The sequence below is a fragment of the Alkalispirochaeta alkalica DSM 8900 genome, assembly GCF_000373545.1.
Classification (GTDB): Bacteria; Spirochaetota; Spirochaetia; order DSM-27196; family Alkalispirochaetaceae; genus Alkalispirochaeta; species Alkalispirochaeta alkalica.
In genome coordinates this window covers 223,407-246,290 of the sequence record NZ_KB891691.1, presented here as the reverse complement: position 1 = coordinate 246,290, position 22,884 = coordinate 223,407, and the positions used below count along the sequence as shown (strand labels likewise).

Below are 22,884 nucleotides of genomic sequence, written 5' to 3'. Positions count from 1 at the left end.
AACGTAGTATACCTAACCCATGCGGGGAGAACTTGTCATTTTCGCGACGCGTAGTATGGAAGACTACGCCGACCGGGTTGCCTATGAGATGCAAACGTTTCCGGACTTCTACGGAAAAGGATACAGCAAGAGAGTCCGGGGTGAGTTGCGAACGATCACCTTCGCCGACGGAGAGATGGAGGTGGAGGTCCACACATCGATCCGCGGAAAGGACGTGGTTCTCTTTGCTTCGGCCGGCCGGAACTCCGGCGGCTATTCGGTTGAACAAAACAAGATGGAGATGTACCACGCCATCGATGCAATCCGGCGGGCCCAACCCAGCAGGATCACCCTCTTTGAGCCCTTCTGCACGAGCTCCCGCTCTGACAGGACAACCCGGAGGAACAGCGTTGGCTTCTGGATACACTACAAAACTCTGGCCAGCCTGGGGGTGGATCACATCATCACCTACCAGCTCCACTCGGACAAGTCCAAGACCGTGGTGGACCCCTGTATCTGCGCTATCGACGATGTCCCCGGAAGCCCTCTTCTGAAGGAGTACATCACCGATAATTACATCAGAAAAATGGATGTTCTGAATGGAACGGTCAAGGATGACTGGCTCTTCTGTTCGGTCGATGCCGGCGGCGAGAGCGTGGCGCGCAAGTTTGCCCGGGCCTTCGGGACGCGCCTCATGATCGCGCACAAACAGCGGAACTACGACAAGACCAACACCGTGGAATCGATCAACATTCTTACGGATACCCCAATCGAGGGAAAAGAAGTCTGGATCGTGGACGACATGATTGATACAGGCGGGAGCATCTTTAATCTGGTTCAGGAGTTAAAACACCGGGGCGTGAAGACCGTGAATATCGCTGTGGTGCATCCTGTTTTTTCTGACCCCGCCACGGAGCGGTTGCAGGACCTCTACGATCGGGGCATGCTCGATCGGGTAGTTGTGACCGATTCCGTTGATGTCCCTGCCGGGATGCAGGGGGCGATGCCCTTCCTGGAGGTGGTTTCTTCGGCCAGGCTGAGCGCAGAGATCATCATGCATCTCCACGAGGAGCAATCGCTTTCGCCTTTTTTCGACACCTTCGATCCCAGACACTACCTTTCGAATCTGAAACTCTTTCTGTAGGTCTCAGTCCTGCAGGTCCCAGGTCTGCAGATATCAGATCTGCAGGTCGCCACCGAGCCAGGCTCAGGAGAGAAACTTCTCAGCGCTGTCGATCATGATTGTCACGGGCCCGTCGTTGATAAGCTCCACCTTCATCGCCTGGCCGAAGGAACCTGTCTCTACCGGGACGGCGCGGGAGAGAAGAGCTCTCATCTCCCGGTAGAGCTCTTCCGCCAGGGCCGGCTCGGCGGCCTCGTGGAATCCCGGCCTGCGTCCCTTCTTCACCGATCCGTACAGGGTGAACTGGGATACCAGCAGAATAGCCCCTCCCGTATCGAGAAGCGAACAATTCATCTTTCCCTGGTGATCATCGAAAATGCGCAGATGAAGAATCTTGTCTGCAATATAGCGGAGCTCCTGATCGGTGTCGGTCCTGGCGACCCCCAGGAGGACGAGCAGCCCCCGATCGATCGCCCCCGTAACGGCGCCACCAGAGGTAACCGAGGCTCGCGAAACCCGTTGAACCAAAGCCCTCATCAGGAAGTCATCTCCCGGGGCGAGAGAATCCGGATCGACGAGACCCGGGCGCGAAAGGAGCCGTCGGGTTTCGTGTCAAGAAGCGCGATTATCTCCACGGCGGCATTGTTTTCCAGCACCACGGCAAAGTCGAGGGAGACGGGAACGATCCCCTCCAGAACCTGGCCGGTGTGATATCCCACAAGGAGATCGAAGGTGATCAGGGATTCCCCGATACGAAGATTTGCCACCCGTCCCTGCCAGCGAACGTAGACCTGGTGATGGAGCTCGGGATCCCGGACCGCTTCGGTGTAGGTGAAGCCGTCCTGAAAAGTGGCAAAATCGGGCGTATGAAGATAGTCACGAATCGTTGCTGCCCGAGCTTTTATTCCGGGCGCTGCGTTGGATGCAGCGATGCGGTTCAACTCTTTTCGGACCAGGTTGTCGCGGCCTTTCTGAAAGAGGTCCCCCACCCGCCGGAAAAGGGCCTCGATCTCTCGGGGAGTGAGGTCGAAGCGGGCCGGATCATCCGACGAGTCCAGGAGCTGATCCGGGGTGTGTCCCGCGATGTGTACCAGCTCTACCCCGGGCCGAGGTTCCGGCGCTGCAAAGAGCGCCCGAGGAATTCCTCGGGAGAAGGCGAAGGCAGACAGGGCAATCAGGAGCGTTGCCACCAGAATCGGAAAGAGAGCGGCGGGCAGCGTCAGGGGCCGACGGGGCAGAATCTTGTGTATCCTGCGATCCTCGAACCACTGGAGTACCTCATCGGGATCTTCCATGGTTCGCAGCCACTGGAGCGCCCGCTGTCCCCTGCGATTTCGGGGGTCGTGATCGATGAGATCCAGATAGGTTCTCAGGGCCTGATCGGTCTGGCGACGGCGCAGGAGGGTTGCACCCAGCCCCAGGAGCCCCTGGGGATCCTCTTCTATGTCGAGAGCTCGCTGTAGATACGAGAAGGCTCCGGCGTAATCACCGGTGTAGAGGCAACTCATTCCCAACAGATAGTAATAGCGGTAGTTGTTTCGGTACAGAAAGACCTGCGACTCCAGGAGGGTGATCACCTGGGCGTACCGCCTGCGTCGGTAGAGACGTTGCGCCGCATCGAGATTTTTGGCAGGGCGTTTCACAAACCCCTCCCGGGGAGCGGGACGGCCACCCCCCTATCGGGACCGGGCTGTCTCGGAGCGGAGCGTGGTGATCTGCTCTTCCAGACGGCGGATCCTGGCATCACGACTGCGGAGAGTCTCCTGGAGAACCTGGATATCGGTATTAAGGCGAACCAGCTCCTCCCGAAGATCGGCGTCGGCTGTATTTTGCAGGCGCTGCCTGTACGATGCCAGGGCATCGCGATAGGCGGCCTCCTGCCGCTGAAACTCGTCCACTGCACGAAGGTACTCCTCATGACTCCACCGAAGCAGTTCCAGTAACTCCTGTTCCCGGAAGGTGAGCTCGATCACGGCGATCCGGTAGCGCGCCGCCTCCACCCGGAAACTCCTGGGATGATCACGAAGGACAGTCTGGAACATGCGGCGGGCCTCATCAAGACGACCCAGATTGAACAGGGCTTCTCCCGCCCAATATACCGCATTTGCCACAAAGGGAGAATCGGGGTGTCGCTCGACGAAGCGCCCCAGCGACTGCAGAGCCCCGTCGAAATCCTCCTGAAGGAAGAGGAGTCGTCCCTGCTGGTACCGCGCTTCCACAGCCAGGGGGTGGCGCGGATAGGTCTGCAGAAAATACTCCAGGTTCCGCTCGGCCGCATCCAGCTGATGTTGGGCCATGCCCGTCTTTGCGATCCAGAAATAGGCTCCCGCCGTGAGATCCTCATCGTCCGACCCTTCCAGGGCTTCCTGAAAACGGCTCTCGGCAAGAGCGAACCGGCTCTCCCGGAAGGCTTCGAGACCTTCCCCAAAGGAAATCTCCGCCGGGGAACGGGCAGAGAGAGGGGTCGCTGCCAGGAAAAGCAGAACAACAGCGGATATAAGAGGGCGTACTGACTGTTTCATCGTGATCGTTTCTCCCGCTTTTATCTTCGGCCCCTTGGGTGCGGAGGTTTAGGAAAGCCCGGGAAGTTATCCCCCCCCATGACCGCAGAGATCCCGCAGATACTGCGAGGGATCGGGAGCGCTGAAAAAGGCGGACCCCGATACGAGAACGTCTACCCCGGCTTCCCGAAGGAGGGGTGCCGTTTCGTGGTTTACCCCGCCGTCGACGGAGATCCTGAAAGAAAGTCCCCGCTCGCGGCGGATTTGCACCGCCCGGGCGACCTTCTCTATTCCCCGGGGAATCAGGGCCTGCCCCCCGAAACCCGGATTCACCGTCATGATCAGGAGCAGGTCGATCTCGTCCAGCAGCTCCTCCGCAGCGGCAACGGGAGTTGAAGGAACGATCGCCAGCCCGGGCCGGGCCCCGTCACGACGAATCGACTGAATAACCCGGTGAACGTGGACCGTCGATTCCAGGTGAACCGTCAGATAGTCAGCTCCGGCTTCGATAAACTCACTGGTGTAGCGCTCGGGCTGACTCACCATAAGATGGACATCCAGGGGCAGGTCCGTGCGAGCTCGCACATCCCTGACCATTTTGGGGCCAAAACTGATGTTCGGGACAAAGTGACCGTCCATCACGTCCATGTGAACCCACCCGCCCCGGGCCTCCTCGATAAGACTGAGGCCTCCGGCGATGTTGGCAAAATCTGCGGCGAGGATAGAGGGCGCCGTAATGACAGAATTATTCATTCCCGTTATACTATCTTATATTACGGTTCCAGGCAAATACCGCCGGAGCCAGGGGATCAGTGCCTCAGGGGGGTTCGTTGACCTTTCCCGAAATAGTGATATAATGTGGCAAACGCAGTGTAGTAAGGACGCAAGCAGTTTGGAGAGTCATGCCGAAGAGGTAACAGAATGTTTGCAGAGCGCTGCGGCCTGCATTGCAACGCATCAGCTGACGGAAGCGCTTGAACAACTTGACCGGGCGCTCTCGATTGATTTCGAGAACACCGAGGTAGTTGCGTCGCTGAAATATACGAACTTCTGGAACGATCGCCATGAACGGGTTCTGGCCCTGACGGATCCCTTCGAGCGGGGGGAGTATCTCCTCGCGCAATGGGGTGTCTTCCTGGGGTTCGTACAACGAATAGGCCGGCCCGTGGAGTTCGTGATTAATGCGTTCCGGCAGCACGTCTTCGGACAGGCCCTGGAGTTTTACCGGGAGGTCTACCGCGATGCAGCCAACCGTGACGCCGATCTGCTGGTGCGGATCGCCCGTTGCTACAAGGGGGCCGGCGATTATGACCGCGCCCGACGGTTTCTGCAGGCAGCCACAGCCGAGCGCCCGGAGGACGCAGAAATCCTTGCGGAACTGGCCGACGTTCTGGCTCTCGTCAACGAGACGGCTCCGGCAAAGGCTTTTTTTCGGGAGGCTTTTTTTGTTAACGCCCAGAAGATCGAGATCGCACGACTTGAGTCGGAGCTCATCGGGCGTCTCGTTCGTGCAGTAGAAAAACGGGGAATAGAAGGTCCTGCCCTGCTCGAATGGATTCCCGTCTACGGGTTTCTCTTCGGTGTCCTGAACGTCAAGCGGGAACTTCGGTCTATAGAGTTCGGCCGCCTGAAGCAGTCGATCTACGAGCTGGAAAGGGAGCTGCGAGAACATACCGGTGAGGCGGAGCTGATCCGACCTCGATTGATCAACCGTTACTTCTGGTTAATCGATCACTACGTGGCGGTAAAAGAGTCGCAGGGGAAAATAGAAGAAGTATTACTGAAAATACGGAGTGTCGATGCCAATGTCTACCACCAGTACAATGCCTGATCTTATTCAGCAACTAAACGAACTTCTCAACCAAGAGAAGTGGACCCGGGCGACGCTCAACAACTATACGGTCAGCAACTTCACCGAGCTGGACGGTATCATTGAGCAAATGCAGCAGAACGACCTCGAGGACGAGGCCCGTGCGCTCTGCGAAGAGCACTTGCAGCATACAAAAAACAGCATCATCGCCCTCTACATCGCAGGTGTCCTCGATACCTCGCGGCAGTCCGTGAACGACACCAACCTGGTCATGCTGACCCAGATATTCCTGGATAACCACAAGTGGAGTATCGTAGAGTTTCTCTGCAACCGGATTCTGGAGTTTGGCGAGAACCGCACAGCCCTGCGGATACTGGCTGAGGTCTATCACGACGATAACCAGACCGAAAAACTCCACCAGACCTGGGAACGGCTTATTCTGGTGGACTACGAGGAAGCCGATATCGTGCGGCGCCTGGCCGAGCTGAAGGAAGAGGCAGGAGATTCCCTTCAGGCAACGAGCTATTACAAGAAGGCTCTCCACCGGTACATAACAAAGAAAAATTTCTCCAGTGTAAAAGACATCTGGCACAGGCTCGTCGCGCTCTGCCCCAACGAGACAGAGTTTTTTTACCACGCCGAGACCAAGATAGCGCGTCAGATCAGTCCGGACCGGGCCATTCAGCTCCTGGAAGATCTCTACCCTCCCATGAAGGAGAGCGGAGACTGGCCCCGGGCGATCGAGCTTCTCAAACGCGTCCTGGGGTACGACCCCAAGAACCACTGGGCGCGTAAAGAGATTATCAGCTGCTTTGAGGAGCATTACAGCGCCCACAGCAACCTGGCTGAGTACATCAGGGTTAGCAACCTCCACCAAAGCTGGAGGCCCGTCCACGAGGCGATAGCCGATTTTGAAAAGCACATCGCCTTCGATACGGGCAACTTTGTCTTCCACCGGAGCTGGGGGATCGGTCGCATCCGGGAGATCAAGGGTGACGACATCACCATCGATTTTGCCAAAAAACGGGGGCATCGCATGTCCCTCAAGATGGCGGTGAACGCCCTGGATGTTCTGCCCAAGGAGCACATCTGGGTCCTGCGAGCGGTATGGAAACGGGACAAGCTGAAGAGCCTGGTCAAGAAAAATCCCGTCTGGGCCCTCAAGACGGTGATCCGGAGCCTGGGCAACGCCGCTGATATCAAACGAATCAAGGCTGAACTTGTTCCCTCTATCCTGAGCCCCGGAGAGTGGACATCGTGGAGCACCAAGGCGCGGGAAGAGTTGAGAACCAACTCGGACTTTGGAATGCTGCCCGACAAGGCCGACCACTTCACCGTTCGGGATCACCCGGTATCCTTCGAGGAAAAAACCTACAACAAGTTCAAGGGTGACAAGACCTTCTTCGACCGGGTTCGAACGCTGGAGGAGTTTCTCACCTACGTGGACAACGAGAGCGCCGAGGGGCTCGACAGCGAATTTTTTCGCGAGATGTTCGACTACTTTGCCGCGACCGTCCGGTCCAGTGGCAGCTCCAACGAGTACAGTATCTCCTCGCTGATCGTTCTCACCGATCTGGTGGCGAAGTACCCTTTCCTCCAGCAGGATCTGGAACTCGATTTTCAGGCGGCCTACGAGCAGATTGAAAACGTCGAGGAGGTTTTCTCCCGGATCGAGTCAACGAGCCTGAAGAAGCGTTTTCTGGGACACCTGCGGGCCGTGGACAATAACTGGGCCGAGGTCTACGCCAAGCTCCTCCCCTACTATCTGAGCAGGGATGTCCTCAACGAACTCGACCGTCACGGAAAACGACCCATCGTGCTGGATTTTATTGCCCGGATCTTTGAAAATTACCGGACCATGCGGGAGACCTTTGTGTGGCTTGTCCGGCACTGCGACGATGCTCCCTGGTTTGAGGAGATGGGGCTGAGCCAGGAGAAAATCCTTCTCTCCATGATTCACCTCTACGATCTGACCTTCCGGGATATAGACAACCGCAAGGAGGTCAGTCTGAACCGGAAGATCAACAAGCAGATACACTCCTTCCTCTTCAGGGACAAGCGGCTACCCCGCTTTATCGATGAGGCCGAGGAGGAATCGGTATCGCGGATCTTCACCCTCATTTCCGATGTGAAAGACCTGGATCCCAAGATTAATGTTGATCTGAAGCAGAAAGTCCTGAACCGCTTTCCCGACTTTCACTTCTACGGTGAGGGCGAGATCGATCAGGCAACGGTTCGGAAAGTCCTCTACTGCACCACGGCGATGCACGAGGCCAAGAAGGCCGAGTATAACCACCTTCAACAGGTGGAAGTTCCCCAGAACTCGAAGGAGATCGAGGTTGCCCGATCCTACGGAGACCTCAAGGAGAACGCCGAGTACAAGGCAGCCATGGAGCGTCAGGACAGCCTGAACAACCGGGCAGCCCGCCTCAAGAGCGAGCTTGAGCAGGCTCGGGAAATCGATCCCTCCGAGGTCAGAGACGACGAGATCTCCGTGGGAACCCGCGTTGTACTCCGGGATCTTCTGGAAGATACCGAACTGGAATACACCATCCTGGGCCCCTGGGAATCGGATCCGAACAAAAACGTGATCAGTTATCTTTCCCCTCTGGGGAACCGTCTCCTGCGGTCGAAGGTCGGTGATGAGCTGGACTTCGAGATTAACGAACGGCGATACCATCTGCGGGTCGAATCGATCAAGGTCTCGGACCTGCTCTAGAACCGGGACGCCCGGATTTGGCCCCGGTGTGTTCTCCTATACCAGGAGAAGACGCCGGGGTTTTTTAGTCCATCCCCAAATTCCTGAGCGCACGTTCGGCGGTACGCCGAACCAGGGGGTGGTTCCCCTCGGTTTGGCGCTCTCTCAGCAGATCAGCAAACTGGCGAAGGCCACTCTCGCCCACCCCCCTCATTCCATAAACCTGAATAATGGGGTTGGGATGGTTCAGGAGCAGCTCCACCAGAGGGGCCAGGTCCCAATCTGACCCTTCCGAGACGGACCGGCCGATGCTGTCGAGGATTCTGCTGTTTTCCCGCTCCCACTCCTCCTGTATCACCTCTTTCAGCGTTTCCAGGGAGCCCTGGAGATTCTTCCGCACCGCCAGATCGGCGATGATGCTTCGTTCCTCCTCGTTACCCCGGGGGTCCTTCAACCGTGTCAGGAGCAGATCCCACCCTCGGGGTTCATTCAGGAGCGCAGCTGTCTGAAGCGCTTCGAGACGGACAGGCCGCTCGGGATCCCGTCTGATCATGAAGAGAACCGCCGGGAGAGCCTCCGTCATGGACCGTTCGGCCACCGTCTTGAGCGCTGCAACCCGAACCCGCCAGAACTCGTCACGCAGGGCCGCCAGGAGGGCCTGGTTCGTCTCGGGAGTATCGAAATTGGTCAGGGCGTTTACGGCATAGGCACGGGTGAGGGAGTCGGGGGAGGAAAACTGTCGGAGGATGATCGGGATTGCCCGCTCGTCACCCAGTTTTCCCAGGGTGTCGATGGCAAAACGTTGCAGCACCGTAGTAGCTTCCTCATCGTCACCCAGTATGTCGGCTACAAATTCAAAGGCCCGCCCGTCGCCGCGAATCCCCATCTCCACCAGGACCTGTCCCTGGGCGTCTTCGGAAAGGCCCGGTTCCTGGTAGAGATCGATCAGATCCTCGATCGTTGTCTTCTCAGCTGCGGCATAGTACCTGATTGCCGCCACAGCCCGCGAGGGGGGTCTCATGCGACTCATCTCCACCAGAATGTCGCGAGTCATTTCATCGGGCTCGGCCTGGATCTCCCGAAGGTATCCCAGAACCTGGGTGGTCAGGTCCGAAGAACGATCGAAGTATTCCTGAATCAGCAGGAAGGCCCGGTCTTCTCCGCCTGGCACCTGGAGCTGCCGCAGGTATTCCACGGCGCTTTTCAGAACGGCCGGGTCGTTGTTGGTTGCAAAGACCTCCAGAATTTCCGGGGCGAGTTCCTCCTCCCTGTTCCTGGCGAGGGTTGGTATCAGTTCAGCTACGGCCGAATTGATACCGAAGCGAAGGGTTTCGCGCCATTCCTCAGCCTGGGAAATTGTGGGCGGGGCTGCCTCCTCCTGCCGGGCTTCTTCCGTCTCCTCCCGGGCTTCCTGTCCAAACACCGGGGGGGGGAGAAAAACAGAAGCAACCACCAGAACACAGGCGATACCCCCTGTGACAGGACGGACGAACCGGAGGGAACTCTGTAATGTGCGCACAAAAACCATGAAACCTCCGCTTTTTATGCTCCCATGACCGCACTGGAATCGCGACGCAGGAGCGAGGGAACTGAAATACCAAGAATCCGGTAGGTGCCNACCAGAACAACCAGCGCAGGCAGCGCCTCGGCGCAGAGCAGACCGAGAGAAACGAGGCTGCTTCCTGCTCTCCACCACTCGTGCAGACCATGGAAGGCAAGGACCCAGCGCACCGCCAGAACGGCTCCTGCCGCTACTGACGATGCCAGGAGGGCCTTCACGATGGCCACGGCAAGGGTTGCCAGGGGAGAAAAATCAATTCGGGACCTCAGGGCCATGAGGAGCAGCACCATTCCCAGCGTGAAGGCGATACTATTGGCGATTGCAAGCCCTGTTACAGCCAGAACGGTCTCCTTCAGGATCAGACACAGCACAATATCAGTGGCCATGGTAATACCCGCCACGAGGAGTGGCGTTCGGTACTCACCCAGAGCATAAAAAAAGCGCTGCAAAAAGGTAAAGGCCCCCACGCTGAAGAGGCCCAGACTGTACCCCGCCAGCACGCGGGCCGAGAGGCGGGTGGCTGAGGCGGAAAAGGCCCCCCGCTGAAGGGCCACGGCGATAAGAGGCCCTCCCAGAAGCGCGAGGCCCGCCCCGGCGGGAATGAGCAGGAGCGCGAGCGCCCTGAGGCCTCCAAAGACCGTCCTCCCCGCCCCGGAAATATCACCCTGAGCAACCTGTCGACTCATGAGAGGAAACAGCACCGTGGTGATCGAGGCGCCAAAGATACCNAAGGGCAACTGCCAGAAGACCAGGGCATTGGTCATGGCTGAACCGCTTCCGTCGGCGAGGCCGCTGGCAAAAAAGAGAGAGACCTGCTGATCCACGGCAAAGACGCTGGCCGTGGAAACAACGGGTATCCAGTGTTTCAGGATCTGCAGAAACCGGGGGTCTCTCAGGGAAAAGAGCGGGCACAGGGAATAGCCCCGCTTCTTTACCGGATAGACCTGAAGCAGAAGCTGTCCTGCTCCTCCCAGAAGAACCCCCCAGACCATGGAAAATACTCCCCAGCGGGAATGAAAGGTGGCGACCGAACCAATGACGGCGAAGGAAAAGAGCAACGGTGCCAGGGCGGGAACGAGAAAACTCTGGTGGGAATTGAGGGTTCCCATGAGGACCGCTGCCAGGGAAACGAGAAGGATGTAGTGTATAAGAAAGCGAAAAAGATCTGCCGCCAGAAGCTGCCGTTCCGGTTCGGGGAAAGCCAGAATGGTGTCTACCACGGGTTGGGCAAAGATCGTTGCAAGAAGGAGAAGCGGAATCAGCAGGACCAGCTGTAACCCCAGAAGCTGCCGCACGATTCGCCGGGACCCCTCGCCGGAGGGATCTTCCAGGTGGGTCCTGGTGAGGACTGGAAGAAAGGCCGAAGAGAGCGCGCCTTCGGCGAGAAGTTTTCTCAAGTTGTTTGGAATATTAAACACCAGGTTAAGAACATCGGCCTGGCCCGAGGCACCGAAGACCGCCCCGATCACGGCGATCCGCAGGAACCCCAGCAGCCGGGAAACCAGTGTGGAGACCATAACGATCGCCGTCGATACAACGTGATGCCGATGCCCTGGCGGAGCGCTCTCCTGATTCTTCACAGGGATGATCCCTCCCGGGCTGCCCTGGTCCCCTCGGCATAGCGCTCGAGGAAGTCCTTCTTGAAGCTTCTGAAAGTTCCTTCCCGAATTGCCCGGGCGCTCTGGTCCACCAGCCATTTCATGAAGCGGAGATTATGCTGGGCCGCGAGCATGCACCCCAGAATCTCGTTCGATTTTGTCAGGTGGCGCAGGTACCCCAGGCTGTACTGGCGCCCCCCGAAGGAGTCGATCAACCGGTCCGGGGGATCCATGCTGCGGGCGTAGCGCGCGCTTTTGAAGTTGATCCGCCCCTCGGTGGTAAAGAGCGTACCTGTTCGGGCCGCCCGGGTGGGAAAAACGCAATCGAACATATCGATCCCCTGCTCGATCGCTGCCAGGATGTACTCGGGGGTGCCGATGCCCATGACGTAACGGGGCTTCTCCCGGGGAAGGAGCGGCGCCGTATGAGCCAGAATATCACAGTAGGTCGAGAAGGGTTCCCCTACAGAGAGACCTCCCAGGGCAATCCCGGGGAAGTCCAGCTCTTCCGTGCGCTGCACGGCTTCGGTGCGGAGATCGGGGAAGAAGTTCCCCTGGACGATCCCGAAGAGCGCTCCGGCGTAGCCCTGCTCTTGCTGCTGTTCGGTCCAGCGTCGCCGTGCCCTGGCAGCCCATCGGGTGGTGGTGTCCAGAGCTTCCAGAGCAGCCCGGTGATCGATGTCCGGGCCCGTGCAGACATCCAGAACCATCTGGATGTCGCTGCCGATTGTTACCTGGATATCAACGGTCCGTTCCGGCGTGAGCAGGTGCTTGCTCCCGTCCAGGTGCGACCGGAATGATGCCCCCTCGTCGGTAATCTTCCGGAAGGGAGCCAGGCTGAAGATCTGATATCCCCCGGAGTCGGTGAGGATATTGTGGTTCCAGCTTGAGAAGTTGTGGAGCCCGCCAAAAGAACCGATCGTCTCCATGCCGGGCCTGAGGAAGAGATGGTAGGTGTTGGCCAGAATGAGACGGTATCCCATCTGGTGCAGCTGGTCGTGATCGACGGCTTTTACCGTTCCGGCCGTTCCCACGGGCATGAAGGCCGGGGTAGAGACGGGGCCATGGGGGAGAACCAGTGTTCCCGTGCGGGCTGCGCAATCTTTGTCTGTTTTGTCGATTGAAAAAAATGCCATAGTGTGTATCTCTCGGGTATTGTGCGTTTCAGGGAGCTGGCTCAGGTCTTCGCGACGCGAAAGAGCAACACTCCCAGGAGGCCGAAAATTCCTACTCCTGCCCANGCTCCGGCCAGGGGGGAGATAAGCCCGTTCCCCGCCATGAGGCCCAGGATCATGCTCGACACGTAGTAGACCACAGTTACCACCAGAGAGACAAGGAGGCTCATGAGGAGAATGTTCTTCCGGAACTTCCCCCCCAGCGAACTCGAGAGGAGAACCACCACGAGGGGGGTCAGGGCGTAGGAGTAGCGGCTGTAATAGTCCGTAAGGGCTTTTCTGAAGGGTTGCCCGGCGTTTCGCAATGTTCCGGCCCACTCCCGGGCCTCGCGAAGTCGCATCTCGTCGATATCCTGGGTTATCCGGCGAAAACTTCCGGGGGGCTGGGTGAAGACGGGCTCCGAGAGGGTCTCGAAGGGCCGGGCTTCTATACCATCTACTGCCTGGGAATCGCCGGAGGCCCCGGGATCATCAGAGACGCTGGAGTTCCCGAGAGTAAAGAGAACCCCCTCCTCCCAGATCCAGTGCTCCCCCTTCCATCTGCCCGTGGCCGCACTGATCCTTCGCCTGAAACGTCCCTGATCATCCCGTTCTATCACNGTGACCCGGGAGAGCGATTCCGCCCGATCGTTATAATACTCGGCGGAATAGATGAATCTNCCCCGGGGGTCNCGCACGGTTATGTCGGTGTTGCTATGGGTTCGTGTGATATGGAGCAGTTCCCGGGAGAGGGCGTTCTTNTGCCGAAGGCTCTCAATACTCACGAACTCTGTAAAGANGAAAAGTCCTGCGCTCAGCAAGACCCCCAGGGTNATCAGGGGAAGGACAAACCTCCAGAGTGGCAGACCGCCCCCGAAGACGGCTACAAGCTCGTTGTGTGCGTAGAAGGAGCCCAGCGTGAAGGCCACCGCAAAGAGCAGGGCCATGGGAAGTGCGTAGGTCACGGCCTGTGGAAGGAAGAGGAGCTGAACCTGCAGGATACGCGAGAGAGGGACCTCCAGATCCAGATATTGCACCAGATGTGCAAAGAGCTCTACCAGCTGAACGATCAGCACGAAAAAAGAGAGCGAGATAAAGAGCGTCCAGAGAAAAGTTCCCAGGAGGTATCGGCAGAGAAGTTTCATCGNGTCATCCTCCGGAAAAAGAGGAAGAGCCCCAGAATGAAGAAGAGCGCGTTGGGAAGCCACATTGCCAGAAGCGGCGACACCTCCGGACGCTGGCTTCCAAAGGTCTGACCGCCTATGAGAAGCGCCCAGTAACCGGTGGCGATCAGCAGACCGATTCCAAAACCNACGCTCCGTCCGCTCCGCTTGCTGAAGAGTCCCAGGGGAAAGGCGAGGAAGACAAAAGAGACCGAGGCAAAGGGAATGCTGAACTTCTTGTAGTATTCCAGCCGGTATATCTGGAGGGATCGATCGTGGGGCTTCCTCTCGAGTCTTCTGGTGATCGACCGGACCTGCCGATCCAGGGATCCTTGTTGCAGANCTCNCCGGTCGGGGAGATTTTCGTCCAGGGCCATCAGGCCGAGCTGGTGAGTTTCCAGGGCGATTTCTCGTTCCCACGTCCGGATTCGCGGGGCCAGGGCCTCCTCTTTTTTCCGGATCTCCCCGGCTACGGCGCGGACGCTCATTTCCCGGGGCCCCGGCGCCCGGAGTGCAACGGTGATATCTTCCAGAAGAATGTTGTACCGCAGGGTTTCGGCAAAACTGTAGTTCTGCCGGGTTCCTCCCTCGGTGGAATGGGTNACAACATCACTGAGTTCCAGTCCGATCGAGTTGGGATCCCCTTCGCGCACCAGCCGCGCTTCTGCGGCCGTTATAACGCGNCGGAACCCCTGGCCGTCTGTATCGAGGATNACGAAGTTCTGGATCCTNCCGGGAGAGACAGCTCCCGTTATGAGCGTATCGTTCTGATAGCGCTTGACCGAAAAGGGCTCCAGCTCCAGGGCGGGGTTCGCGTAGAGCAGATCCCGGTAGAGCCTGGCAAAGTTGCGCGTGCCCCGGGGAAGAAGCACATCGTTCACCCCGAAGGAGAGGCCCGAGAGAATCAGGGCGGCCACCAGAATCGGCGCAAAGAGGCNCAGCAGGGAAAACCCGCTCGCCTGGAACGCCACGATCTCGTTGTCCGTAGAGAGGCGCCCCACGGCCATGAGAACCCCCACCAGCGTCGCGAAGGGCACGGAGATGGCGATGATCGAGGGAAGCGAGTAGAGGATAAGGAGCGCCACATCGGAAAGGGGAACGTCCTTCTGGAGAATATCCTCTGCCAGGAGAAGGAGCTGGTTAACAAAGAAGATAAAGAAAAAAAAGGCAAAGCACACCAGGAAGGAGATACAGAACTCCCCCCCGATGTACCGGAAGGCAAGGCCCGAAGTTCCGGACCCGGGCCTCTTCAGAATCATCGCGTCCCGGTGGATCCAAATCCGCCAGCGCCTCGCCCGGTTTCGGAAAGATCCCGGGTATCCACAAAGGTTGCCTGAACCACCGGAGCAAGCACGAGCTGGGCGATCCGGTCGCCCGGTTCAATGGAGACCTCCCGATCACCCAGGTTGACCAGGGGAACCATGATCTCTCCCCGGTAATCACTGTCGATCGTTCCAGGAGCGTTGATCACGGTGATTCCCTGCCGGGCTGCCAGGCCCGACCGGGGCCGAACCTGACCCTCAAAACCCGGNGGGATCTCGAGATGGACCCCCGTAGGAACCACGTGCCGCTCCCCCGGTTGCAGAGAGAGCGGTTCCTCCAGGAAGGCTCGAAGATCCGCGCCGGCCGCTCCCGAAGAGGCGTATTCCGGCGCGTATCCCCGGTGCGCGCTACAGCGCACCGGGACTGGTCTAGTCGCGTCGCCCGCCACGGTCCCGGCTTCCTCCCCGGCCACCGCCATCACGACCACCCCGGTTCCCCGAAGGGCGAGGCCCCCGGTCGGGTCCTCGGTCGGGGCCGCGGGAAGGGCCGCCCTCACTCATGCCTTCGTAGATGAGACTCAGGTTGACCCGCCCCATTTTGTCGATCTCGACGATCTTGACATCCACCTCCTGACCCATGGAGAGAACGTCCTCGACGGAGTTTATTCTCTGGGCAGACATCTTGCTGATGTGGCAGAGTCCTTCGCGACTCGGGAGGAACTCGATGAAGGCGCCGAAATCGGTGATGCGCTTCACGATTCCCGGATAGACCACGCCAATTTCGGGCTCAACCAGCAACTGCTCGAAGGCCGATTTTGCCTGATCGGCAGCGGCTTTGTCCTTGGAATAGATCGTTACATTGCCGCTGTCCTCGAAGTTCACCTGAACCCCGAACTTTTCGGAGATGGCCTTCACCGTCTTCCCGCCGCTTCCGATGAGGAGCCCGATCTCGTCGGGATCTACCTTGAAGGTGATAATCCGGGGAGCGTGCTCCGACAGCTCTTCCTGGGGACGGTTGATTTCCTCGCCCATCTTCTCCAGGATGTGCATCCGGCCACGCTTTGCCTGGTCCAGGGCTGCTTTCATGATCTCGGGGGAGACATTCTTGATCTTGATGTCCATCTGGAAGGCNGTGATGCCCTCGTCGGTTCCGGTGACCTTGAAGTCCATGTCACCCAGATGATCTTCGTCCCCGAGAATATCGCTCAGGACAGCGTAGGAGTCACCCTCGGTGATCAGACCCATGGCGATACCGGCTACGGGTTTCTTGATGGGCACACCAGCTGACATCAGGGCCAGCGAACCGGCGCAGACCGTTGCCATGGAGGAAGAACCGTTGGACTCAAGGATCTCGCTCACCAGTCGCAGGGTATAGGGGAAGGCCTCTTTCCCGGGCAGAACGCCCTCAAGCGCCCGGTGCGCCAGGTGGCCGTGACCTATTTCGCGACGGCCCGTTCCCAGACGTCCCGTCTCNCCCACCGAGAAGGGGGGGAAGTTATAGTGGAGCATGAAGTTCTCACGGCGATCACCGTCGATATCGTCCATGATCTGCTCGTCGTACATCGTCCCCAGGGTAACCACCGCCAGGGCCTGTGTCTCACCNCTGGTAAAGAGGGCGCTCCCGTGAGTCCGGGGAAGGAGGTTGGTCTCGCAGGTGATCTTCCGGATATCTTCCAGGGAACGGCCATCGTTGCGGTACTTCTTCTCCAGAATTGAACGACGCACCACTTCCTGCTGGATGTCCCCCAGGAGAGATTTTGCCTGCTGCAGGTGAGTTTCGTCCTCCAGGGCCTCGGCAAAGTGTTCGAGACTCTTCTCTTTTGCCGCTTTTACGGCCTTCTGGCGGGCCATTTTCTCCGTTACAAAGCAGGCTTCCTCGTAGAGGGGCGTTGCAAAGGCACGAATATCATCGGCGATCGCCAGGGGCGGAGGATCGGCCACGAGAGGCAGTTTCTCTTTCCCTGCCAGTTCCCGCAACTCGTCCTGGGCGCGGCAAATATCCAGGATCACATCCCGGGCCTTGTCGATCGCTGCCAGCATGAGTTCTTCACCGACCTCGCGGGCGCCACCTTCCACCATGGTGATCCCGTCTTTTGTTCCGGCCACGATGATCTCCAGCTCGGATTCGGCTATCTGATCGAAGGTGGGGTTTACGACGAGTTCGCCCTGGATCGAGCAGACGCGAACCGCCCCTACAGGCCCGTCGAAGGGGATATCGCTGATATGGACCGCTGCACTGGCGGCGACCATGGCGATCACATCGGGAGGGTTGACCCGGTCCGCCGAGATGGTGGTGGGTACGATCTGAAGCTCCCGCATGAATTTCTTGGAGAAGAGGGGGCGCATGGGGCGGTCGATCAGACGACAGACCAGCACTTCCTTGTCCTTGGGACGCCCTTCCCGCTTGAGAAAGCCACCGGGAATTTTACCCGCAGCGTAGTACTTCTCGTTGTATTCTACTGAGAGGGGAACAAAATCGAGCCCTTCCCGAGGCTCATCGGAGCAGGTCGCTGTAGCGAGCACGGCAGTTCCGGCGTAGGTGGCAAAGATAGCCCCGTTTGCCTGCTTCGCCATCCGCCCGGTCTCGAGAACAAGATCCTGCTCTCCAATTCGGATAGTTACTGTTTGCATCTATACTGTTTCCTTACGTTGCCCTGCGCGCCCTGGGGAGGCGCGCAGAGGCGATACTACTTACGTATTCCAAGCTTTACCAGCAATGCCCGATACGCTTCCAGGTCTTTCCCTTTCAGGTAGCGGAGCAGGCGCCGACGCTGACCAACAAGCTTGAGCAGCCCGCGTCGGGTGTGGTGGTCTTTCTTGTGAATTTTCAGATGCTCCGTGAGCTCCTGAATCCTGGTGGTGAGAATTGCGATCTGGACCTGGGGGTTTCCCGTGTCTTTCTGGTCCTTGCCGTATTCCTCGACAAGTGCGCGCTTCTGCTCTGCTGTGATTGGCATCTTCCTTTACTCCTTGAGATCACACCGTAGGGATCACGTAATGTATTTGATCGATTTGCGGTTCCCACCAGAGATTCCCGTTCTCGGATATCTCCATCATGCCCTCGCGGCTCGAGTCCTCTCCNACCANGGTGCACCGATACCTGCCTGGAGGAGGAAATAACTGCGCCGACGCCCCTGTTCGCACCCCTCCCACACCGGAAACCGCGATGCGGTAGGGCCGTCCGAGCAGGCGGCTTGCCACGGCAAGGTCCCCAGCCGCGACGGCACGACGAATACGGGAACTGCTAATCGAATCATCATTATCTTTTAGGGCAGGAACGATGTCAACCCTGATTCCCCGCCCCTGCAACCAGGTTCTGAGCGCCNGGGAGTCCACGTCACGGTTATGGCCCAGATGAAAATTAAAGCCCACCACGACGCTTTCCAGATGAGGAAAGATCTCCAGAAACCGCTCGAGAAAAACTGTTCCCGGGAGGTCGGCGAATTCCCGGGAGAACTCTACCACCACCACGTCGGAGAAGCCGAAGCGCTGAAACTCCTCGACCCGTTCCGATAAAAGCGAGAGCGCCCCCGGAAAGGAGTCGGGGAAGAGGAACCCTGCGGGGTTGGGTTCGAAGGTGAGGACCCCCGCCCTTCCCCGGGGCGTCTGCTNCGCCTCGGCTATAACGCGACGGAGNAGCTCCTGATGCCCCCGATGGACCCCGTCAAAGACCCCCAGAGCAAGGCTTGTGGGACCTGTTTCGGAGGGAGGCCAGGGAATATCCCTAAAACTGGTCCAGTAGCGCAGACTCGTGGTCATGCCGGGAAAACCACCCTGTAGGTCCACCGCCCCTGCTCCTTCTCGCAGAGAGCGAGTTCGTTCCCCTCCGGGGAGACCAGGAGAACGGCATCTTCCTGCNGGGGGAGCCCCTTCAGGGCCNCTGTCAGAGGCGCCATTACNGATCTGGCCAGGGGCGTGCCCGTGCGCAGGCGACCTTCCAGATCCTCGGGGACCGTCAGGGTCTGTGTCCCGGGGAGACGACGAAACGTCTCGGGAAGGGAGAGCAACAGATCTCCGGGATTCGGAGCATCCTGAATCTCTTCCGGGCTNTGGGCGTTATCCAGCGAGAAGTCCCCCACGGCGCTCCGTTCGAGCGATTCCAGGGATGCCACAGACCCCGCTGCCCGTCCCAGGTCCCGGGCGAGAGAGCGAATATAGGTTCCGCTCGTACAGGAGACCTGCATGCGGTAGCGTCCGGCAGCGGTGTCGAGGGGCTCGATCGAGAGGTCTGTGACCGTGACACATCGGGAGGGGATATCCATCGTCTCACCCTGCCGGGCACGCTCGTAGGCNCTTTTNCCCCTGATATGGATCGCCGAGTAGGCCGGCGGCACCTGTTCGATGGTGCCCACGAATTGGTCAAGNACNGCCTGGATCCTCGACGCCTCGGGAAGGGGTGCCGTGGCAACCACAGACCCTTCGGGNTCGAGNGTGTCCGTCTCTTCNCCGAAACGAACAACCGCCGTGTAGCGCTTGTCGAGGGCGGTNAACCATTTGGAGAGGCGCGTTCCAGAACCGGCCAGAACCACCAGGAGCCCCGAGGCAAAGGGGTCGAGTGTCCCGGTGTGGCCTATTTTTGCCGGATAGAACGATCGCTTCAGGGGCCCCAGGACCCGGGCCGAACTAATCCCCGGGGNTTTGTTCAGCAGAAGGATTCCGCTGGTCATGGTCGTCCTGGTTCTGATCGTCCTGGTCGCGAGAGGCGGCGGCAATTTCCTGATCGGTCCGAACCGCCTCATCGATNCTGCTGATCACCGTTTGGGCTTCCTTCAGGCTATGATCTTCTACAAAGCGAAGGAGCGGAGCAGTTCTGGTCTTCAGGAGTTTTCCCAGACGTCCCTGGAGGTAGCCTGCGGCCGAGTTCAGCCCCTCCACGGCGCGGGCGGCGTGGTTCTTGTTATCGAGAACCGTCGATACACCGATCCGTGCCGTGGCCGCGTCCTTGGCGAGCTTGATATAACTGAAGGAGACGAGGGTATCGACCCGGTGGTCCTTGATCTCGCCTTTCATGAGCATGGTGCTCAGCTCCTGGAGAATCCGGGATTCCAGCCGGGCGTGTCGAGTTTCATCCATCAGAGTTTTTTGGCAACCTCTTTCACGATAAAGGCTTCAAGGATATCGCCTACCTTGATATCCTGTATCTTCTCCACCCCGATACCACACTCGTAGCCGGTCTCGACCTCCCGAACGTCGTCCTTGAAGCGCTTCAGGGAGTTGACCTTGCTCTCGTAGAGCTGGATCTCTTCCCGGAAGACCCGGACCTGTGCGTTTCGGGTAAACTTGCCGCTGGTGATGTAACAACCCGCCACGATTCCNATTTTGGGCACCTTGAAGGTTTCCCGAACCTCGGCTGTTCCCAGGACCTCTTCCATGAGATCCGGCGCGAGCATTCCCTCCATGGCCGAGCGGATATCCTCCACGGCATCGTAGATGATGCTGTACTTCCTGATCTCCACCTTTTCTTTCTCGGCCGTTACCATGGCCCGGGGGGTGGGCCGAACGTGAAATCCCACTACCAGGGCGTTTGAGGCGCTGGCGAGCATGACATCACCTTCGTTGATCGCTCCTGCGGCAGCATGAATCGCCACAAGCCGCACCTCGGGGGTGCTAAGCCGCTCCAGAGCGTTCTGCAAGGCCTCGACAGAGCCGTGGACGTCACCCTTGATCACCACCTTCAGCTCCTGGACCTCGCCCTCCTGAATGCTGTCGTAGAGGTTGTCCAGGGTCACTTTCTTGACGTTCCGGGCAGCCTCGACGCGTTTGAGTTCCTGACGCTTGGAGCTGACCTGACGGGCGAGTTTTTCGCCATCGGTTACCTGGAAGGGGTCTCCCGAATCGGGTACACCGTCAAGACCGATGATCTCCACCGGCATGGCGGGGCCGGCGGTATCTACTTTCTGACCCCGATCGTTGAACATGGCCCGTATCTTGCCNCGATAAATNCCCGCTACGAAGGAATCTCCCACCTTGAGGGTTCCNTTTTCGATCAGCACCGTCGCCACCGTACCGCGACCCGGATCAATTCTGCTCTCGACTATTTTCCCTTCGGCTGAACGGTTGAAGTTCGCCTTGAGCTCCATGATTTCGGCCTGGACCAGGACGGTGCCCAGAAGATCGCCGATTCCTTCCCGCTTGAGCGCCGAGACCTCCACGGCGGGGATATCGCCTCCCCAGTCCTCCACGATGATTCCGTGCTCGGAAAGCTGTTGCTTGACCCGGTCGATGTTCGCCTCGGGGAGATCTATCTTGTTGATCGCCACGATAATAGGCACTTTTGCCTCTTTGGCGTGGTCGATAGCTTCTACCGTCTGGGGCATGACACCGTCGTTTGCGGCAACCACCAGAACGACGATATCCGTCACCTGGGCGCCCCGCGCCCTCATCAGGGTGAAGGCCTCGTGACCCGGAGTATCCAGGAAGGTAACGGTTCCTTCCTCGATGGTGACCTGATAGGCACCGATATGCTGAGTAATTCCCCCCTGCTCTCCACTGGCCACATCGGTGGAGCGGATCGCATCGAGGAGCTTGGTCTTTCCGTGATCGACGTGTCCCATAACGGTAACGATGGGGGATCGCGGTCGCAGATCTTCCTGACGGTCCTCGCCGGTCTCGATGATCGTCTCGTCGTAGAGGGAAACGATTCTGACAGAGCAACCGTACTCGCTGGCCAGGATCTCGGCAGTCTCGGCGTCGATCTGCTGATTGATCGTTACCATCATACCCATGCTCATGAGTTTTCCGATCAGCGCGTTGGCCTTGAGGTTCATCTTGCGAGCGAGTTCGCTGACGGTGATGACCTCCATGATATCGATCTCTTTGGGAACCGGGTTTGTCTTGACCTGGGGTTGCTTCTTTCGGTTGTACCGAAGCTCCTTCTCGGGCACCCGATCGTCCCTGTCAAATCCTCCGCCACGAGTTTTCTTGCTCTTGAAGAACTTCTTTCCGGGCTGCCGGCCTGTTTCAGCAGACCCGCCGGGGCCACCGGGCCCACGCGGGGGACCACCAGGACCACCCGGGCCACCACCACCGTAGCGCGCCGCTCCGGGGCCGCGTGAGGGACCGCCGGGGCCACCGGGGCGACCGCCACCATAGCGGGGACCTCCGGGGCCGCCCTGACCACCGGGACCGCGTGAGGGACCGCCGGGACCACCCGGGCCGCCGGGGCGACCGCCACCATAGCGGGGACCGCCGGGGCCGCCCTGACCACCGGGACCGCGTGAGGGACCACCGGGACCACTTGGGCCACCGGGGCGACCGCCACCATAGCGGGGACCGCCCGGACCACCGGGGCCACCCGGACCACCGGGGCCACCCGGACCACCGGGTCGTCGTCGTTCATCGGGCCCTGCCCCGGGGCCTCCCGTACGAGGTCCTCGGCGAAACCGGTCATCGCCTCCCTGCCCCTGACCGGACTGGGGAGGACGCCGGCGAGGGGGGCCATCGGCGGACTGGGCTTGATCCCGGGGACCAGGCCGCTGGCCCGGACCGCTTCCGGCAGAGGGCGCGCCGGGAGAAGCAGGTTTTTCCACCGATGATTGNGCCGGGGAAGCGGCNGGTTTCTGGGGACCCTGCCCCGGAGATTCGCNTGTAACCGGAGGTTTTCCCGATGAGGGCCCATCCTGTGCAGCTGGAGTGGGCCCGGCCGGGCGAGCTTCAGCCCGGGCAGGAGCTGAGCTCTCTGCGNCCCGGGGAGATTCCGCCGACGGAGTATCTTTGGCGACAGGACCCGTTCCGGCAGAAGCACCGGTAGCAGCAGATGAGTCAGGACGGGAAGGCTGCCCCGATTCTGCCGGTGCCACGGGTTGCGCCGGCTTGGGAGGCGCCCCGGGCGATGCCGCCNCGGGGGTCTCTCGGGGAGCAGAGGAATCCTCTTTCGGTTTCTGTTTCCGCTTTACCACTACCCGGACCTTCTTTTTCTCGGGGGAGGCTTCGGCCTGCGCTCCAGGTTTCTCGGGTTTCTTTTTTATCAGCGTTGCTTTCGGTTTCTGCTTGTCCTGTTCCTCTGCCATATGCGTCCTTTCCCTGATTGTACAGA

The 22,884-nt window shown here is 59.3% G+C and carries 19 protein-coding genes; 3 read left to right on the top strand and 16 right to left on the bottom strand.

The annotated features are described in order from the left end of the window. Positions 1–19: 19 nt before the first annotated feature. Positions 20–1,123: a ribose-phosphate diphosphokinase gene (locus B071_RS0101040; protein ID WP_040586782.1), complete on the top strand. Its 1,104-nt coding sequence runs from the start codon at positions 20–22 to the stop codon at positions 1,121–1,123. 63 nt (positions 1,124–1,186) lie between these two features. On the opposite strand, the gene dtd is transcribed toward B071_RS0101040, so the two are convergent. The 4 genes from dtd to rpe form a co-directional block, all read right to left on the bottom strand. Next, positions 1,187–1,639, bottom strand: a complete 453-nt coding sequence (gene dtd, locus B071_RS0101035) for a D-aminoacyl-tRNA deacylase (protein ID WP_018525246.1) — start codon at positions 1,637–1,639, stop codon at positions 1,187–1,189. Continuing rightward, the gene (locus B071_RS0101030; RefSeq protein WP_018525245.1) at positions 1,639–2,745 is read right to left on the bottom strand and encodes a DUF8514 domain-containing protein; all 1,107 of its coding nucleotides are present in this window, start codon (positions 2,743–2,745) and stop codon (positions 1,639–1,641) included. The genes dtd and B071_RS0101030 overlap by 1 nt, the downstream gene beginning before the upstream one ends. 33 nt (positions 2,746–2,778) lie before the next feature. After that, on the bottom strand, positions 2,779–3,624 hold the full coding sequence (locus tag B071_RS15160) for a tetratricopeptide repeat protein (protein WP_018525244.1): 846 nt from the start codon (positions 3,622–3,624) through the stop codon (positions 2,779–2,781). A gap of 66 nt (positions 3,625–3,690) precedes the next feature. Next, the gene (gene rpe, locus B071_RS0101020; protein ID WP_018525243.1) at positions 3,691–4,356 is read right to left on the bottom strand and encodes a ribulose-phosphate 3-epimerase; all 666 of its coding nucleotides are present in this window, start codon (positions 4,354–4,356) and stop codon (positions 3,691–3,693) included. 139 nt (positions 4,357–4,495) lie between these two features. Here rpe and B071_RS0101015 point away from each other — a divergent pair, with 139 nt between their 5' ends. Then, a complete protein-coding gene (locus tag B071_RS0101015) occupies positions 4,496–5,434 on the top strand; it encodes a tetratricopeptide repeat protein (protein WP_040586781.1) in 939 nt (312 codons plus the stop codon). Continuing rightward, on the top strand, positions 5,409–8,132 hold the full coding sequence (greA, locus tag B071_RS0101010) for a transcription elongation factor GreA (protein ID WP_245534026.1): 2,724 nt from the start codon (positions 5,409–5,411) through the stop codon (positions 8,130–8,132). Before B071_RS0101015 ends, greA begins: the two co-directional genes overlap by 26 nt. 64 nt (positions 8,133–8,196) lie before the next feature. On the opposite strand, the gene B071_RS0101005 is transcribed toward greA, so the two are convergent. From B071_RS0101005 to infB, 12 genes are all read right to left on the bottom strand, one after another. Beyond that, on the bottom strand, positions 8,197–9,639 hold the full coding sequence (locus B071_RS0101005; protein ID WP_018525240.1) for a HEAT repeat domain-containing protein: 1,443 nt from the start codon (positions 9,637–9,639) through the stop codon (positions 8,197–8,199). 14 nt (positions 9,640–9,653) lie between these two features. Continuing rightward, positions 9,654–11,252 carry a murein biosynthesis integral membrane protein MurJ gene (gene murJ, locus B071_RS15155; RefSeq protein ID WP_018525239.1) on the bottom strand — a complete coding sequence of 533 codons (1,599 nt, stop codon included), beginning with the start codon at positions 11,250–11,252 and terminating at the stop codon, positions 9,654–9,656. Next, positions 11,249–12,406, bottom strand: coding sequence for a tRNA guanosine(34) transglycosylase Tgt (gene tgt, locus B071_RS0100995; RefSeq protein WP_018525238.1), 1,158 nt, complete (start codon positions 12,404–12,406; stop codon positions 11,249–11,251). Before tgt ends, murJ begins: the two co-directional genes overlap by 4 nt. 41 nt (positions 12,407–12,447) lie before the next feature. Next, complete coding sequence (locus B071_RS0100990) at positions 12,448–13,569, bottom strand: LptF/LptG family permease (protein ID WP_018525237.1); 1,122 nt, start codon at positions 13,567–13,569, stop codon at positions 12,448–12,450. Continuing rightward, positions 13,566–14,846 (bottom strand): LptF/LptG family permease, encoded by a 1,281-nt coding sequence (locus B071_RS0100985; protein WP_018525236.1) that lies wholly within the window; start codon positions 14,844–14,846, stop codon positions 13,566–13,568. Before B071_RS0100985 ends, B071_RS0100990 begins: the two co-directional genes overlap by 4 nt. Further along, positions 14,843–15,328: a dUTP diphosphatase gene (dut, locus tag B071_RS0100980; RefSeq protein WP_083914289.1), complete on the bottom strand. Its 486-nt coding sequence runs from the start codon at positions 15,326–15,328 to the stop codon at positions 14,843–14,845. Before dut ends, B071_RS0100985 begins: the two co-directional genes overlap by 4 nt. Next, the gene (gene pnp, locus B071_RS0100975) at positions 15,279–17,480 is read right to left on the bottom strand and encodes a polyribonucleotide nucleotidyltransferase (protein WP_018525234.1); all 2,202 of its coding nucleotides are present in this window, start codon (positions 17,478–17,480) and stop codon (positions 15,279–15,281) included. Before pnp ends, dut begins: the two co-directional genes overlap by 50 nt. Before the next feature lie 56 nt (positions 17,481–17,536). Then, a complete protein-coding gene (gene rpsO, locus B071_RS0100970) occupies positions 17,537–17,806 on the bottom strand; it encodes a 30S ribosomal protein S15 (protein ID WP_018525233.1) in 270 nt (89 codons plus the stop codon). Between the two features lie 19 nt (positions 17,807–17,825). Beyond that, positions 17,826–18,608 carry a hypothetical protein gene (locus B071_RS0100965; protein ID WP_018525232.1) on the bottom strand — a complete coding sequence of 261 codons (783 nt, stop codon included), beginning with the start codon at positions 18,606–18,608 and terminating at the stop codon, positions 17,826–17,828. Continuing rightward, the gene (gene truB / locus B071_RS15150) at positions 18,605–19,516 is read right to left on the bottom strand and encodes a tRNA pseudouridine(55) synthase TruB (RefSeq protein ID WP_018525231.1); all 912 of its coding nucleotides are present in this window, start codon (positions 19,514–19,516) and stop codon (positions 18,605–18,607) included. Before truB ends, B071_RS0100965 begins: the two co-directional genes overlap by 4 nt. After that, on the bottom strand, positions 19,473–19,922 hold the full coding sequence (rbfA, locus tag B071_RS15145; RefSeq protein ID WP_018525230.1) for a 30S ribosome-binding factor RbfA: 450 nt from the start codon (positions 19,920–19,922) through the stop codon (positions 19,473–19,475). The genes truB and rbfA overlap by 44 nt, the downstream gene beginning before the upstream one ends. Further along, a complete protein-coding gene (gene infB, locus B071_RS19375) occupies positions 19,922–22,858 on the bottom strand; it encodes a translation initiation factor IF-2 (protein ID WP_051075235.1) in 2,937 nt (978 codons plus the stop codon). Before infB ends, rbfA begins: the two co-directional genes overlap by 1 nt. Positions 22,859–22,884 lie beyond the last annotated feature (26 nt).